The organism is Streptomyces sp. NPDC094448, from assembly GCF_044763775.1.
Taxonomy (GTDB): domain Bacteria; phylum Actinomycetota; class Actinomycetes; order Streptomycetales; family Streptomycetaceae; genus Streptomyces.
Map to the genome: position 1 here is coordinate 12,470 of NZ_JBIWGU010000021.1, position 18,374 is coordinate 30,843.

Annotated in this window: 2 protein-coding genes (1 of these 2 cut by a window edge); both read left to right on the forward strand. The window is 74.5% G+C overall.

Annotation, left to right across the window (positions count from 1 at the left end):
• Positions 1-16,005, forward strand: a complete 16,005-nt coding sequence (locus ACIQ9E_RS29450) for a type I polyketide synthase (RefSeq protein WP_403712208.1) — start codon at positions 1-3, stop codon at positions 16,003-16,005.
• On the forward strand, positions 16,002-18,374 hold part of the coding region annotated (locus ACIQ9E_RS29455; RefSeq protein ID WP_403712210.1) for an SDR family NAD(P)-dependent oxidoreductase (this coding region is incomplete at its 3' end). 11,281 nt of the annotated region lie beyond the right edge of the window; 2,373 of 13,654 annotated nt are visible. The genes ACIQ9E_RS29450 and ACIQ9E_RS29455, both read left to right, overlap by 4 nt.

Consider the following 18,374-nt stretch of genomic DNA (forward strand, 5'->3'; position numbering starts at 1 on the left):
CTGATGTCGAACGAGCAGAAGCTTCGCGCGTACCTGAAGCGGGCCATCGCCGACCTCGACGAGACGCGTGAGCAGCTGCGAGAGGTTCACGAGAAGAGCCGGGAACCCATCGCGATCGTCGGCATGGCCTGCCGCTACCCGGGCGGTGCCGACACGCCCGAGCGGCTGTGGGAGCTGGTACGGGGCGGAGTCGACGCCGTCTCCGCCTTCCCCGCCGACCGCGGCTGGGACCTCGACGCCCTCCACGGCGGCACCGGCACCACCGCGGACGGAGACCCGGCCCGCGGGGCCGCCGGATATCCGCGCGAAAGCGGATTCCTGCACAGCGCGGGCGAGTTCGACGCGGGCTTCTTCGGGATCTCCCCGCGCGAGGCCCTCGCCATGGACCCCCAGCAGCGGCTGCTGCTGGAGACGGCCTGGGAGGCGGTCGAACGCGCCGGGATCTCCCCGCACGCTCTGCGCGGCACCCGGACCGGGGTCTTCATCGGCGCCGGTCACGGCGGCTACGACACGGCCGCCACGACCACCGGCTCCGGACGGATCCGTGAAGAGGTCGCGGGACATCTCCTCACCGGGAACACCGTCAGTGTCGCCTCCGGGCGTATCTCGTACGTCCTGGGCCTGGAAGGCCCGGCCATCACCGTCGACACCGCCTGCTCCTCGTCCCTGGTCGCCCTGCACCTGGCGGTCCAGTCGCTGCGGCGCGAGGAATGCTCGCTCGCGCTCGCCGGTGGTGTCACCGTCATGTCCACCCCGCAGATGTTCGTGGAGTTCGGCCGCCAGGGCGGGCTGGCCGCCGACGGCCGCTGCAAACCCTTCTCGGCCGCCGCCGACGGGACCGCGTGGAGTGAGGGCGCCGGCGTCCTCCTGGTCCAGCGGCTCTCCGACGCCCTGCGGGCCGGGCATCCGGTGCTGGCCCTCGTCCGCGGCTCCGCCGTCAACCAGGACGGCGCCGGCAACGGCCTGACGGCCCCGAACGGGCCCTCGCAGCAACGTGTCATCCGGCGGGCCCTGGCCGACGCGGGCCTCACCGCCGCCGAGGTGGACACGGTGGAGGCGCACGGCACCGGCACCCGGCTCGGCGACCCCATCGAGGCGAACGCCCTGCTGGCGACCTACGGCCAGGGACGTCCGGCGGACCGGCCGCTGCTCCTCGGCTCGATGAAGTCCAATATCGGCCACACCCAGGCCGCGGCGGGTGTCGCGGGCGTCATCAAGACCGTACTCGCCCTGCGCCACGGCATCCTGCCCGGAACCCTGCACATGGACGAGCCGTCCCCGCACGTGGACTGGACGGCGGGCCGGGTACGGCTGCTCACGGACGAGACCGCCTGGCCCGCGGACGGGGACCGGGCGCGGCGGGCGGCCGTCTCCTCCTTCGGCGTCAGCGGCACCAACGCCCATGTGATCCTCGAACAGCCGCCCGCCGCACCCGACGGACCGGTTGCGGCGGACGGCGGAGACGACGCTCCCGGGGTGCTGCCGTGGGTGCTGTCGGCGAGAACCGCCGGGGCGCTGCGCGCCCAGGCGGCACGGCTGGCGGCACACGTCCGGGCCCGCACCGAGCTGAACCCGGCCGATATCGCCTTCTCCCTCGCCACCACACGCGCCGCGCTGGAACACCGGGCCGCGACCGTCGCGGGAGACCGCGCCGCCCTGCTGGCCGGCCTCGACGCCCTCGCGGACGGCGAGGGCATGACCGCCCTCGCGGAGAAGGCCCCCTTCGCCGTGCTCTTCTCGGGACAGGGGGCGCAGCGGCTCGGTATGGGCCGGGAGCTGTACGCGCGTTTCCCGGTGTTCGCGGAGGCCTTCGACGCGGTCTGCGCGGAGCTGGACCTGCCGGTGCGGGAGGTGGTGTGGGGTGAGGACGCCGACGAGCTGAACCGGACGGTGTTCGCCCAGACCGGGCTGTTCGCCGTCGAGGTGGCGCTGTTCCGGCTCGTCGAGTCCTGGGGTGTGCAGCCCGATTTCGTGGCGGGCCATTCGATCGGCGAGGTGGCCGCTGCCCATGTGGCGGGGGTGTTCTCCCTCGCCGACGCGTGCACGCTGGTCGCGGCGCGCGGCCGGCTGATGCAGGCGCTGCCCGAGGGCGGCGCGATGCTCGCCGTCCAGGCCGCGGAGGACGAGGTCCTTCCGCTGCTGGACGCGTCGGTGTCCATCGCCGCCGTCAACGGCCCCACGGCCACCGTGGTCTCCGGCGCCGTGGAAGCGGTCGACACGGTCCGCGCCCACTTCGAGGCGCTGGGTCGCAAGACCACCCGGCTGCGGGTGTCGCACGCGTTCCACTCGCCGTTGATGGACCCCATGCTGGACGAGTTCCGTACGGTCCTGGCCGGGCTGTCCTTCGGAGTGCCCTCGCTTCCCCTCGTCTCCCATCTCACCGGACGGCTCGCCGCCACCCGGGAACTGTGCGACCCGGAGTACTGGCTGCGCCATGTCCGCGAGCCGGTCCGCTTCGGCGACGGCATCCGCACCCTCACGGACCTGGGCGTGACGCGGTATCTGGAAATCGGCCCGGACGGCGTGCTGTCCGCCGCGGTCGCCGAGACCGAGGGCGGCGCGAGCGCCGTCCTGATACCCGCACTGCGCAAGGGCGCGGACGAGGAGACGTCCCTCGTCCGCGCCCTCGCCCGGCTGCACATCTGCGGGGTGGACATCGACTGGGCCGCCTTCTTCGCCCCGGCCGGCGCCGGCCGGACCGACCTCCCCACCTACGCCTTCCAGCATCAGCGCTACTGGCCCTCGGCCGACGGCACGGACCTCCCGCGCGACAGCGGTCCGCAGACCGTCACCGACGCGGTGGAGACAGCCTTCTGGGAGGCCGCCGAACGAGGGGACCTCGCCGCCGCATCCGCCGTACTCGGCATCGAAGACACGCCCGCCGAGGCGTCCCTCGACGAACTGCTCCCCGTCCTCGGAGCCTGGCGCGCCCGCCGCCGGACCCGCGCCGCGGTCGACGCCTGCTCCTACCGGACCATCTGGACCGCCCTCGACAGCCCCGCCGCCGGGCCGCCGCCCGGCACCGGCTGGCTGGCCGTCCTCCCCGAACCGGCGGCGGACGACGCAGCCCTCGGCGCGCTGCTGTCGGCCCTGACCGGCCTCGGCGCACACGTCGAACGGCTCGTCGTGCCCACCGCCGAAGACGCCGACGCTCTCGCGGACCAGGTCCGTACGGCCCTGGCCGGCGCCACCGGCCCGGTATCCGGCGTACTGTCCTTCCTCTCCTTCGACGAACGCCCGCACCCCGCCCACCCGGCGGTCCCGCGCGGACTCCTCGCCACCGCCCACCTGGTGCGCGCCCTGGAGGCCGCCGAACCGGCGGCACCCCTGTGGTGCCTCACACACGGCGCGGTATCCGTCGACGGTACGGAACCGCCGGCCGGCCCCGTCCAGGCACAGACCTGGGGCCTGGGCCGGGTCGCGGCCCTGGAGCATCCGCAGCGCTGGGGCGGACTGATCGACCTTCCCGCCGCCCTCGAAGGCCCCGGCCTCGCGGCCCGGGTGGCCCGCGTACTCGGCGCGGACACGGCCGAGGACCAGATCGCCGTACGGTCCTCGGGCACCTATGCGCGCCGCATCGCCCGCATCGCCCCCACCCGCGACCCGGAGCCCTGGACCGCCCCGCGCGGCACCGTCCTGGTCACCGGCGGTACGGGAGCCCTCGGCGGCCGGGTCGCCCGCTGGCTGGCCGCCGCGGGCGCCGAACACCTGCTGCTGGCCGGCCGCCGCGGCCCGGCCGCCGAAGGCGCGGCCGAACTGGCCGCCGAACTGGAGGCGGCGGGCGCCCGGGTCACCGTCGCGGCCTGCGACACCGCCGACCGCGAGGCGCTGACCGCTCTCCTCGCCGCCGTCCCCGCCGGGCTTCCGCTGCGCGGTGTCGTCCACGCCGCCGGAGTCCTCGACGACGGTGTACTGGACGCACTGACCGGCGCCCGGTTCGAGACCGTGCTGCGCGCCAAGACGGAATCCGCCCGGCTCCTCGACGAACTCACCCGCGACCCGCGAGGCGGCCACGAACTCTCCATGTTCGTGCTGTTCTCCTCCGTCTCCGGTGTGCTCGGCAACGCCGGACAGGCCAACTACGCCGCCGCCAACGCGAGCCTCGACGCCCTCGCCGAACAGCGCCGCGCCGCCGGCCTGCCCGCCATCTCCGTCGCCTGGGGCTCGTGGGCCGAAGCGGGCATGGCCGCCGGCAGCGACGCCCTCGCCGAACGGATCCGCCGCGGCGGCATGACACCCATGGCGCCCGAACTCGCCCTCGCCGCCCTCCAGCAGGCCCTCGCACGCGGTACCGGTTGCGTCACCGTCGCCGATATCGACTGGGACACCCTCGCACCGGCCCTGACGGCCGCCCGGCCCAGCCCGCTCATCGGTGACCTGCCCGAGGTGCGACGCCGCCCGGCACGGAGCGCGGAGAGGACCGGCGAAGAGAGCCCGCGGCTGCGGGGGCGACTGCTGGGCCTGGCGACCGACGCCGAGCGGGAACGCGTACTCACCGATCTGCTCCGTACCGAAATCGCCCGCGTCCTCGGACACGCCTCCGCGGCCACCGTCGACGCCCACCGGGCCTTCCGCGAACTCGGCTTCGACTCCCTCACCTCCGTGGAGCTGCGCAACCGGCTCACGGCCGTCACCGGCCTGCCCCTGCCCGCCACGCTCCTCTTCGACCACCCGACCGCGGCCGCCGTGGCCGCCCGGCTCCGTACCGAACTGCTGGACGGGCAGCCGACGGCCACGGTCGCCACGGTCCGGGCCGAGGCGGACGAACCGCTGGCGATCGTCGCGATGGCCTGCCGCCTCCCCGGCGGCGTCGGCTCCCCGGAGGAGTTCTGGGAACTGCTCGCCCGCGGCGGCGACGCGGTGTCGGGCCTGCCCACCGACCGGGGCTGGGACACCGACGCGCTCTACCACCCCGACCCCGAACACCAGGGCACCAGCTACGTCCGCGAAGGCGGCTTCCTCACCGGCCCGGCCGGCTTCGACGCCGGCTTCTTCGGGATCTCGCCCCGCGAGGCCCTCGCCATGGACCCGCAGCAGCGGCTGCTGCTGGAAACCTCCTGGGAGGCCGTCGAACGGGCCGGGATCGCCCCCGACACCCTGCGCGGAACCCCGACCGGTGTGTTCGTCGGCTCCAACTTCCAGGACTACCAGCAGCTCCTGGACACCTCGCCGGACGACATCAGCGGACATCTGATGACCGGCAACGCGGCCAGTGTGGTCTCCGGCCGGATCGCCTACGCCCTCGGACTCGAAGGCCCGGCCGTCACGGTGGACACCGCCTGCTCCTCCTCCCTGGTCGCCCTGCACCTGGCCGCGCAGGCGCTGCGCCGGGGCGAGTGCACACTGGCCCTGGCCGGAGGTGTCACCGTCATGGCGACACCGCAGATCTTCGTGGAGTTCTCCCGGCAGCGCGGCCTCGCGGCCGACGGGCGCTGCAAGCCGTTCGCGGCAGCCGCGGACGGCACCGGCTGGGCCGAGGGCGTGGGCCTGCTGCTGGTGGAACGCCTCTCCGACGCCCGCCGCAACGGACACCCCGTCCTCGCCGTGCTGCGCGGCTCCGCCGTCAACCAGGACGGCGCCTCCAACGGCCTGACCGCCCCCAACGGCCCCTCCCAGCAGCGCGTCATCCACCAGGCCCTGGCCGACGCGGGACTCGGCGCCGCCGAGGTCGACGCGGTGGAGGCGCACGGCACCGGCACCCGGCTCGGCGACCCCATCGAGGCCCAGGCGCTGCTGGCCACGTACGGCCGGGACCGGGATCCGGACCGGCCGCTGCTGCTGGGCTCGGTCAAATCCAATATCGGCCACACCCAGGCCGCCGCCGGGGTCGCCGGGGTCATCAAAATGGTGCTGGCCATGCGCCACGGCGTGCTCCCGCAGTCCCTGCACATCGACGAGCCGTCCCCGCACGTCGACTGGTCGGCCGGCGCCGTCGAACTCCTCGCCGCCCCCATGGCCTGGCCCGCGGCGGACCGCCCGCGCCGGGCGGGCGTCTCCTCCTTCGGCGTCAGCGGCACCAACGCCCACGTCATCCTGGAAGCGGCCGATCCACTGCCGCAGGGGCAGGCCATGACCGGCGAAAGCACCCGGTCCGGCGGCGGCCCCGCACCCGCATCGTCCGGTACGGGCCCCGGGGCGGCGGGCCGGGACCCGGACGCGCCGCCCGTGACCAGCCGGCCGGAGCCGGACCGTGCCCTCCCGTACGTCCTGTCCGCCCAATCCCCGCAGGCGCTGCCCGCGCAGGCCGCGAGGCTGGCGGCGCACCTGCGGGGCACGGAGGACGCCATCGAGCCGGGCGCGCTCGCCCACGCCCTGGCGACCACCCGTACCGGCATGGAACACCGTGCCGTCGTCGTCGCCTCCGACACCACCACCCTCCTCACCGGACTGGACGCACTCGCCGAGGGCCGGGGCCAGGCATCGCCCGCCATCCTCGAAGGCACCGCCGAAAGCGACGCCGACACCGTCTTCGTCTTCCCCGGCCAGGGCTCCCAGTGGGCCGGTATGGCCCGCGAACTGCTCGACACCTCACCGGTGTTCGCCGCTCGAATGTCCGCATGCGCCACGGCCCTCGACGCGTACACCGACTGGTCCCTGACCGACGTGCTGCGCGGAGCCGAAGGCGCCCCCGCGCCGGAGCGCGTCGACGTGGTCCAGCCCGTGCTGTTCGCCGTCATGGTGTCCCTGGCCGAACTGTGGCAGGCCCACGGCGTCCGCCCGGCGGCCGTCGTCGGGCACTCCCAGGGCGAGATCGCCGCCGCCTGCGTGGCCGGCGCCCTCACCCTGGACGATGCCGCACGTGTGGTCGCCCTGCGCAGCCGGGCCCTGACCGCACTGTCCGGGCAGGGCGGCATGGTCTCCGTCGCCCGGCCCGCCGACGCGGTACGCGCCCTGCTGGCCCCCTGGGGCGAGCGGCTCTCCCTCGCCGCCGTCAACGGACCCGCCTCCGTCGTCGTCTCCGGCGAGCCCGAAGCCCTGGACGCCCTCCTCGACGCCTGCGCCCGGGACGGTGTCCGCGCCAAACGGATTCCCGTCGACTACGCCTCGCACTCCGCGCATGTCGCCCGTATCGAAGAGGAACTGAGCACCGCCCTCGCACCGGTCACCCCCCGCGCGGCAGATATCCCCTTCTACTCCACGGTCACGGGCGCCCCCCTCGACACCACCCTCCTCGACGCCGCCTACTGGTACGCGAACCTGCGCGGCACCGTCGAATTCGAGCAGACCACCCGCGCCCTCCTCGAAGCGGGCCACCGGGTGTTCATCGAGGTCAGCCCGCACCCCGTGATCACGACCGGAGTACAGGACACCATCGAGGCCGCAGGCTTCTCCGCGGCCGCCACCGGCACCCTGCGCCGCGACGAGGGCGGCCTCGACCGGTTCACCCTGTCCCTCGCCGACGCCCACGCCCACGGCACCCGTATCGACTGGGAAGCCTTCTTCGGGTCCACCACCGGCGCCCCGGCCCCCACCGGCCCGCCCCTGCTGCCCACCTACGCCTTCCAGCACCACCGCTTCTGGCCCCGCCCGGCCACCGGCCGCGCCGGGGACATCGCCTCCGCCGGAATCGGCCCGCTCGACCACCCGCTGCTCGGCGCCGCACTGCCGCTCGCCCTCGGCGACGAACTGGTCGCCACCGCCCACTGGTCACGGCGCGCCCATCCCTGGCTCGCCGACCACACGGTCGGCGGCACCGTCATCGTGCCCGGCGCCGCACTCGTCGAGGCGGCCGTCCGGGCCGGCGACGAACTCGGCTGCGGCCGAATCGGGGAACTGACCCTGCACACCCCCGTCCTGCTGCCCGAACGCGGCGGTATCCAGGTACAGATCGCGGTCGGCGCCGCCGGCCCCGACGGGCTGCGGACCGTCACGCTCCACACCCGGCCCGACGACACCCAGGAAGCGGAGTGGACCCTCCACGCCGACGGTACGCTCACCGCGCCCGGCGCGGAGCCCACCGCCGACGCGTTCGCCGCCTGGCCCCCGCCGGGTGCCGAGCCCGTCCCCGCGATCGACGGCTACTACGCGTCCCTGCGCGCCGAAGGGTACGAGTACGGGCCGGTCTTCCAGGGCCTGCGGGCAGCCTGGCGGCTCGGCACCGACATCTACGCCGAAGCGGCCCTGCCCGAGCCCGCCCTCGCGGACGCCGCCCGCTTCGGCATCCACCCGGCTCTGCTCGACGCGGCGCTGCACGCGGCCGGACTCGGCCCGCTGAGCAACACCGAGGGCAGTACCGGGCTCCCGTTCGCCTGGACCGGGTTCACCCTCCACGCCACCGGCGCCACCGCCCTGCGGGTCCGGCTGCGCCCCACCGGACCCGGCACGGTGTCGGTCCTGATGGCCGACCCGCTCGGCCACCCGGTCGCCACCATCGACGCCCTGGCCGTACGGCCGGTGGCGGCAGGCACCCTCGGTGCCGACGACACCGCCTCCCGTACCGTCCGCGAAGCCCTGTTCCACCTCGAATGGGCCCCGCTGGAGCCGACCCCCTCCCCGGCCGCCACCGCCCGCTGGACGGTCGTCGGTGCCTGCGAAAGCGTCCCGTCGGCCGCCCTCACCGAGGGCGGCGCGGCCCTGGCCCACGGGGACGGCGCCGCCGCACCGGCCACCGGTCTGCCGGGGACCGGCACCCCGGACGTCCTGCTGCTCGCCGTCGGCGGGGCCGGACCGGCGGAGACCGGTACCGGGGCCGCTGCCCCCCACCCGGCCGCCGACCCCGCGGCCCGCGCCGCCGACGTACTGGAGCAGGTACTCGGTCTGCTCCAGGACTGGCTGGCCGACGACCGGTTCGACACGACCCGGCTGGTGGTCGCCACCCGAGGCGCCGTCACCCCCGACCCCGGCGGTGCTGTCACCGATCTTCCCGGCTCGGCCCTGTGGGGACTGCTCCGTTCGGCGCAGACCGAGCACCCCGGCCGGATCGTCCTCGCCGACCTCGACGACGACCCCGCCTCCTGGCGGGCCCTGCCCCGCGCGCTCGCCACCGGCGACGAGCCCCAGCTCGCCCTCCGCCAAGGGGCCGCGTACGCACCCCGCCTGGCCCGTACCCACACCTCCGGCACCCTCACCGCACCCGGCGGCACGGCCCCCTGGCGGCTGGACATCCCCGACAAGGGCAGCCTGGACCGGCTGGCCCTGCTGCCCGCCCCGCAGGCCGCCGCGCCACTCGAACCCGGGCACGTGCGGATCGAGGTCCGCGCCGCCGGACTGAACTTCCGCGACGTCCTCAACGCCCTCGGCATGTACCCCGGCGGCGCCGAGTTCCTCGGCTCCGAGGCCGCCGGCCTCGTCGTCGAAACCGCCCCCGGCGTCACCGGCCTGAACGTCGGCGACTGCGTCTTCGGCATGGTCGTCGGCGGCTTCGGCCCCCTCGCGGTCGCCGACCACCGCGTCCTCACCCGGATGCCCGCGGGCTGGACCTTCGCCCAGGCCGCCGCCACCCCCGTCGCCTTCCTCACCGCGTACTACGCGCTGTGCGACCTCGCGCACCTCACCGAGGGCGAATCCGTCCTCGTCCACGCGGCGACCGGCGGCGTCGGCATGGCCGCCGGCCGGCTCGCCCGGCTGTGGGGCGCCGAGGTCTACGGCACCGCGAGCGAACCCAAACAGCACCTGCTGCGGGCCGGGAGCGACGGCCTGCCCGCCGGCCGCGTGGCCTCCTCCCGCACCCTCGACTTCGAGGACGCCTTCCGCACGGCGAGCGGCGGACGCGGAGTGGACGTGGTCCTCAACTCCCTCGCCGGAGAGTACGTCGACGCCTCACTCCGCCTCCTGGCACCCGGCGGCCGGTTCGTCGAGATGGGCAAGACCGATATCCGCGACACCGCCGATATCGCCCGCGACCACGACGGAGCCCACTACCGGGCCTTCGACCTGACCGAGGCGGGACCCGAGCGGATCGGCGAGATGCTCACCGAACTCGTCGCCCTCTTCGAACAGGGCGACCTGCTGCCGCTCCCGGTCACCGCCTGGGACATCACCCACGCACCGGAGGCCTTCCGATACGTCTCCCGGGCCCGCCACACCGGCAAGGTGGTCCTCACCGTGCCCCGGCCGTGGCACCCCGACGGCACCGTCCTCATCACCGGCGGCACCGGAGAACTCGGCCGCGCGCTCGCCCGCCACCTCGTCACCGAACACGGAATGCGGCATCTGCTGCTCGCGGGCCGCCGGGGCCCGGACAGCCCCGGCGCCGCCGAACTCCGTACCGAACTGGCCCAACTGGGCGCCGAGGTCACCCTGGCGGCCTGCGACGCCGCCGACCGCGACGCTCTCGCCGGCGTACTCGCCGCCGTTCCTGCCGAACACCCGCTGACCGCCGTCGTCCACGCCGCCGGTGCCCTCGACGACGGTGTGGTCACCTCCCTCACCCCGGAGCGGCTGCGCACCGCACTCCGCCCGAAGGCGGACGCGGCCTGGCATCTGCACGAGCTGACCCGCCATCTGGACCTCGCCGGTTTCGTCCTGTTCTCCTCCGCGGCCGGAACCTTCGGCAACGCCGGACAGGGCAACTACGCCGCCGCCAACACCTTCCTGGACGGACTCGCCCGCCACCGGCAGCTCACCGGTCTGCCCGCCACCTCACTCGCCTGGGGCCTGTGGGCCCGGGACAGCGAGATGACCGGACACCTCGACGAGAACGCCCGCGCCCGCGCCCGCTCCACCGGCGGACTGCCGCTCACCACCCGCGACGGGCTCACCCTGTTCGACGCGGCACTCGCCGCACACCGGCCGCACCTCGTACCGGTACGCCTGAACAACACCGTGCTCCGCCGCCGTACCCCCGAAGCCCTGCCGTCGATGCTGCGCACCCTGTTCCGGGGCTCGGCCGGACGGCGCGCGGCCGACACCGGACCCGGCACCGCCGTCGCGGGCGGACTGCGGCAGCGGCTGGCCGCGCTGCCCGCAGCCGAACGGCGGACCGTCCTGGTCGACCTCGTCACCAGCTACGCGGCCGCCGTACTCGGCCACGCCGACGCCGGCCCGATCCACACCGGGAAGGCCTTCCGCGACCTCGGCTTCGACTCGCTGACCGCCGTCGAACTCCGCAACCGGCTGGCCGCCGCGACCGGCCAGCGGCTGCCCGCGACCCTGGTCTTCGACCACCCCAACCCCGTCGCCCTCGCCGAACACCTCGGCGGCCTGCTGACCGACGCCGCACCCACGGCCGGGGGCGCCGCGGCCCACGCCCCCGCCGCCCCGGACGACGACCCCGTCGTCATCGTCGGCATGGCCTGCCGCTACCCCGGCGGCGTCCGCTCCCCCGAAGACCTGTGGACGCTGCTGGCCGACGGCACCGACGCCGTCGCCGGCTTCCCCACGGACCGGGGCTGGGACCTGGAGCACTTCTACGACTCCGTCCCGGACGACCCGGACGCCTCCCGCACCCTGGAAGGCGGATTCCTGTACGACGCCGCCGACTTCGACGCGGACTTCTTCGGCATCAGCCCCCACGAGGCCACCGCCATGGACCCGCAGCAGCGGCTGCTGCTGGAGACCGCGTGGGAGGCGGTGGAGCGGGCCGGAATCGACCCGGTGTCGCTGCGCGGCAGCCGGACCGGTGTCTTCGCCGGTCTGTCCTCCAGCGACTACATGACGCGCGGCGCCGAGGTCCCCGAGACGCTCGCCGGATACGTCAACACCGGAAACGCCGTCAGCGTCGTCTCCGGCCGGGTCTCCTACGCCCTCGGTCTGGAGGGCCCGGCCGTCACCGTCGACACCGCCTGCTCGTCCTCCCTGGTGGCCCTGCACCTGGCCGCCCAGGCGCTGCGGGCCGGTGAATGCACGCTCGCCCTGGCGGGCGGAGTGACCGTGATGTCCTCCCCGGTGATCATCGTGGACTTCTCGCGGCAGCGCGGACTCGCCGCCGACGGCCGCTGCAAACCCTTCTCGGCGGACGCCGACGGCACCGGCTTCTCCGAAGGCGCCGGACTGCTCGTCCTCGAACGCCTCTCCGACGCCCTGCACCACGGCCATCAGGTCCTGGCCGTCGTCCGCGGCTCGGCCGTCAACCAGGACGGCGCCTCCAACGGGCTCTCCGCCCCCAACGGACCGGCCCAGCAGCGGGTCATCCGCCAGGCCCTCGCCAACGCCCGCCTGACCGGCGCCGATATCGACGCGGTGGAGGCGCACGGCACCGGCACCCGGCTCGGCGACCCCATCGAGGCCCAGGCCCTGCTGACCACCTACGGCCGGGACCGGGGCACGGACCGGCCACTGCTGCTGGGCTCCGTCAAATCCAACCTCGGACACACCCAGGCCGCGGCCGGTGTCGCCGGAGTGATGAAAATGGTGCTCGCCATGCGGCACGGCACCCTGCCGAAGTCGCTGCACGCCGACAAAGTGACCCCGCACGTGGACTGGTCGGCGGGTACCGTACGCGTCCTGGACGAGGCGGCCGCCTGGCCGGCCCCCGACGGCCGCCCGCGCCGGGCCGGCGTCTCCTCCTTCGGTATCAGCGGAACCAACGCGCACCTGATCCTGGAGCAGGGCCCGGATACCGCGCCGGCCGCCGGTGCAGCACCCCCCGCCTCCCCGGCCGTCGGCAGCTCGCCGGGTGCCGCTACCGCCCCCCACCCGGTGAGGGCCACGGCGACCAGCACGGACGATCCCGCTCCGGCCCCCGCTGCGGAAAGGACCATGGCGAGCAGTACGGACGATCCGGTTCCGGCCCCGGACACCCCCGACGCGGCGGACGCGCGGCCCGCCCGGCCCCTGCCCTGGCTGCTGTCCGCGCGCAGCGCACCCGCACTGCGCGGACAGGCGCAAGCCCTGCTCACCCACCTCGACACCCCCACCGGCGGCCGGTCCGCACCGCTCGACCTCGCGGCCTCCCTCGCCACCCGCCGGGCCACCCTCGAACACCGCGCGATCGTCATCGCGGCAGATCCGCACACCCTGCGCACCGCGCTGGCCGCACTCGCCGACGGCACCCCCGCCCCCGGCCTCGTCCAGGGCCGGCACACCTCGGGCCGCGACCGCAGGACCGTCCTGGTCTTCCCCGGCCAGGGCTCCCAGTGGACCGGAATGGGCGCCGGACTCCTCCGGGCATCGGACGAGTTCGCCGCCCGGATCGCCGCCTGCGAACGGGCCCTCGCCCCGTACACGGACTGGTCCCTGACCGCCGTACTCCGCGGCGGACCCGCCGCCCCGCCGCTCGCCCGCGTCGACGTGGCCCAGCCCGCGCTCTGGGCCGTCATGGTCGCCCTCGCCGAGGTCTGGCAGGCCCACGGCGTCCGCCCGGCGGCCGTCGTCGGCCACTCCCAGGGCGAGATCGCCGCCGCCTGCGTGGCCGGCGCCCTCTCCCTGGAGGACGGCGCCCGCGTGGTCGCCCTGCGCAGCCGGGCCATCGCCGCCGGGCTCTCCGGCCTCGGCGGCATGGTCTCCGTGGCGGCGTCCCACGAGGACGTCCTCACCCGCCTCACAGGCCTGGGCGAGGGGATCTCCGTCGCAGCGGTCAACGGCCCCGGCTCCGTCGTGGTCTCCGGCGAGCCGGACGTCCTCGACGCACTCATCGACGCCTGCACCCGCGACGGCATCCGCACCAAGAAGATCCCCGTCGACTACGCCTCGCACTCCGCGCACGTCGAACGCATCCGCGAGACCGTCCTCGCCGACCTCGCCGGCATCGAGACCCGTGAACCGCGTATCCCCTTCCTCTCCACCCTCACCGGCCGGTGGATCGCCCCCGGCACCGCGCTGGACGCCTCCTACTGGTACGAGAACCTGCGCCGCACCGTCCGGCTGGAGGACGGCCTGCGCACTCTCCTCACCCAGGGCCACGACGTCTTCGTCGAATGCAGCCCGCACCCGGTGCTGACCGCCGCCATCGAGGACACCATCGCCGCCGCCGGAGCGGACGCCTCGGCCCTCGGCTCGCTGCGCCGCGAGGACGGCGGCCCCGAACGGCTGCTGACCTCCCTCGCCGAGGCGCACGCGCACGGTGTACGGGTCGACTGGAGCGGCATCCTGAGCGGCGGCCGGTCCACCGAGCTGCCCACCTACGCCTTCCAGCGCAGCCGGTACTGGCTCGACGCGGCCCCCGCCGGGCCCCGGCCCTCCGAGGCCCTGTTCGAAACCGTCTGGACGGAACCGGACCCGGCCCCGGCCCCGTCCGCTCTCGCCGAACCGGCCACCGGCATCCAGTCCTTCACCGGCCTGCCCGCTCTGGCGGAGGCCATGGCAGCCGACGACACCCGCACCTTCGCGGAGACGGTGCTGCTGCGCCTGCCGGCGGCCGGCGACGCCGAGCCCGGTGCCGACAGCGCCCCCGTACGGGACATGCTGCACCTCGCCCGGACCTGGTCGGCGGATCCACGCTGCGCGGACTCCCGGCTGGTCCTCGTCACTTCGGACACCGACGCCGCACTCACCGACGCCGCGATCCACGGCCTGATCCGCTCGGCGCAGGCCGAACACCCCGACCGGTTCCTGCTGGTCGACACCGACGGCGACCCGGCCTCCGAGCAGGCGCTGCCGGGCGCCGTCACGGCCGCCGCGGCCGCCGGCGAAACCCGGCTCGCCCTGCGCAACGGCACGGTGACCGTGCCGAGGCTCCGGCGCACCGCACCCCCGCAGACCCCCTCCAACCCCCCGGTCTGGCAGTGGGACACCCACGGCGACGGCACCGTACTGATCACCGGCGGCACCGGCACCCTCGGCGCCCTCGTCGCCCGCCACCTGGTGACCCGGCACGGCGTCCGGCAGCTGCTGCTCATCGGCCGCCGCGGCCCCGCCGCCCCGGGCGCCGAGGATCTGCGCGACCAGCTCACCCGCCTGGGGGCGACCGTCACCATCACCGCCTGCGACGCCGCCGACCGCGACGCCCTCGCCGGCGTACTCGCCGCCGTTCCTGCCGAACACCCGCTCACCGCCGTCGTCCACGCGGCCGGAGTCCTCCGGGACGGGCTCCTGGAGAACCTCACCACCGAGGATCTGGACCTCGTCTGGCGCCCCAAGGCCGAAGCCGCCTGGAACCTGCACGAGCTGACCCGCTCCACCGGACTCTCCGCCTTCGTCCTCTTCTCCTCCTTCGCCGGAACCATCGGCGGCCCCGCCCAGGCCAACTACGCCGCCGCCAACTCCTTCCTCGACGCCCTCGCCCACCGGCGCCGGGCCCAAGGCCTCACCGCCGTCTCCCTCGCCTGGGGATACTGGGGAGATTCCAGTGAAATGACGTCCAGGCTGGACCCCGTGGATGTCGCCCGTTTCACACGCTCCGGAATACTTGCGCTCTCGGCGGACCAGGGACTCGCCCTGCTCGACGCCGCCGCGACCGTCGACCGTGCCCTCCTGGTCCCCGTACGTCTCGACCCACGGGCCCTCGCGACCGCGGGCCCCACGCCTGCCCTGCTCCGCGGACTCGCCCCGGTACGGACGGCGGTACGGATCCCCGCCGGCCCGCTCGACGCCGCCACCGGGCCGGGGACCGGGCACGACGGCTTCGCGGAGCGGCTCGCGGGACGGACCGAGGCCCAGCGCGACGCCCTGCTGCTCCACCTGATCACCGGCCACGTCGCCACGGTCCTCGGCCATGAATCGCCCGCCGCGATCGAAGCCGAACGCGGCTTCCTCGACCTGGGCATGAGTTCCCTCACCGCCGTGGAACTGCGCAACCGACTCAACGCCGAGACCGGGCTCCGGCTGCCGACGACCGCAGTCTTCGACCATCCGACCCCACTGGCCCTCGCCCGGCATCTGCGCGCACAACTCGCCTCCGGCGACGGCGCGGAGCCGGCCGGCTCCCTGCTGCCGGGGCTCGACGACCTGGAGCGGGCCTTCGCGTCCGGTGCGGACTCCGCGCTCGACGCGGTCGGCCGCGCCCGCCTGACCGCCCGCCTCAAAGCCCTGCAATGGAAGCTCGACGACACCGCCGATGACACCCGCGAAGGGCATGAAGAGCACGAAGAGCATGCGGACGGCACCGCTGTCGACGCCGATCTCGAAGCGGCCTCGACGGACGACGAGATCTTCGGCCTGATCGACAAGGAACTCGGCCTCGCCTGACCGAGCCGGCCGCCCGTACCGAGCCGGCCGGCCACCGCACCACGCGTACCGCCCTTCCCGACTGTGAGGTTCTCCCACCCATGGCACCCAAGGCCGGCCCCTCCTCCGAGGACAAGCTCCGCGACTATCTCAAGAAGGTCACCGCCGACCTGCGGCGCACCAAGCAGAGGCTGGAGTCCGTCGAGGCCCGGGACCACGAGCCGATCGCCATCGTGGGCATGGCCTGCCGGTTCCCCGGCGGCGTCCGGTCCCCCGAGGACCTGTGGACGCTGCTGGCCGACGGCAGGGACGCCGTCGGCGACCTGCCCGAGGACCGCGGATGGGACACCGCGGCGCTCTACGACCCTTCCCCGGGCACCCCGGGGAAGAGCTACGTACGCCACGGCGGTTTCCTCGACGCGGCCGCCGACTTCGACGCCCGGCACTTCGGCATCGCCCCCCGCGAGGCCCTTGCCATGGACCCGCAGCAGCGGCTGCTGCTGGAAACCTCCTGGGAGGCCGTCGAACACGCCCGGATCAGCCCCGACGCCCTGCGCTCCACCGAGACAGGCGTGTTCATCGGCGGCGCCGACACCGACTACGGCTCCCTCGCCGAACAGGCCGCCGAAACCGAAGGCCATCTGCTGACCGGCGGCGCGGTCAGTGTCCTGTCCGGCCGGATCGCCTACGCCTTCGGGCTCGAAGGCCCGGCCGTCACCGTGGACACCGCCTGCTCGTCCTCCCTGGTCGCCCTGCATCTCGCCGTACGCGCCCTGCGGGCCGGCGAATGCACCATGGCCCTGACCGGCGGTGTCGCGATCATGCCGACCCCCCGGCTGTTCACCGAGTTCTCCCGCCAGCGGGGCCTCGCAGCCGACGGCCGCTGCAAGCCCTTCGCCGAGGCCGCCGACGGCACCGGATGGGCCGAAGGCGTCGGCGTCCTGCTGGTGGAGCGGCTGTCGGACGCACGCCGCAACGGCCACCGGGTCCTCGCCGTCGTCCGGGGAACGGCGGTCAACCAGGACGGCGCCAGCAGCCGCCTCACCGCCCCCAACGGGCCCTCCCAGCAGCGCGTCATCCAGGCGGCACTCGCCAATGCGCAGCTGACCGGCGACCGGATCGACGCCGTCGAGGCCCACGGCACCGGTACCACCCTGGGTGACCCGATCGAAGCTCAGGCACTCCTCGCGACCTACGGCAGGGACAGGCCGGCCGGCCAACCGCTGCTGCTCGGCGGCATCAAATCGAATATCGGGCACGCGCAGGCCGCGGCCGGTGTGGCCGGCGTCATCAAGATGGTCATGGCGATGCGGCACGGCGTCCTGCCCAAGAGCCTGCACGTGGACCGGCCGACCTCGCACGTCGACTGGAGCGCGGGCGCCGTCGAACTCCTCACCGAGCGGACCGACTGGCCCGCCACCGGCCGCCCGCGCCGCTCGGCGGTCTCCGCTTTCGGAATCAGCGGCACCAACGCCCATGTGGTGCTGGAACAGGCCGAACCGACCCCGGCGGAGACGGAGAGGGAGACGGCGACGGCCGGGCCCTCGGTGGTGCCGGGACCGGTGCCCTGGGTCCTGACCGGCCGCACGGAGGAGGCATTGCGGGACCAGATCGCGAACCTGTGCGGAGACGGGCAGCACTCCGGCGCCCACCCGGCCGATATCGCCCTGACCCTCGCGGCCGGCCGGTCCGTACTCGGCCACCGCGCGGTACTGCTGGACGGCGCGCAGCCGGTGGCGGAGGGCGTGGCCCGGGGAGGCCGGACGGCGTTTCTGTTCTCGGGGCAGGGGTCGCAGCGTCTGGGGATGGGGCGTGAGTTGTATGCCCGTTTCCCTGTCTTCGCGGAGGCTTTTGATGCGGTCTGTGCTGAGTTGGATGTTCCGGTGCGTGAGGTGGTGTGGGGTGGGGACGCGGATGCCCTGAACCGGACCGTGCATGCCCAGGCCGGTTTGTTCGCGGTTGAGGTGGCGTTGTTTCGGCTGGTCGAGTCGTGGGGGGTGACTCCGGACTTTGTGGCTGGTCATTCGATCGGTGAGGTGGCTGCGGCTCATGTGGCGGGGGTGTTTTCCCTGGCTGATGCGTGTGCGCTGGTGTCGGCGCGTGGCCGGTTGATGGATGCGTTGCCGGAGGGTGGTGCGATGCTGGCGGTGCGGGCGGGCGAGGACGAGGTTCTGCCGCTGCTGGGCGCGTCGGTGTCCGTTGCCGCGGTCAACGGCCCTTCTGCGGTTGTGGTGTCCGGTGCCGAGGAAGGGGTGGAGGCGGTACGGGTCCACTTCGAGGCCCTGGGCCGTAAAACGACCCGGCTCAAGGTCTCCCACGCCTTCCACTCGCCGTTGATGGACCCGATGCTGGACGGTTTCCGTGCGGTCGTCTCCGGGCTGTCGTTCTCC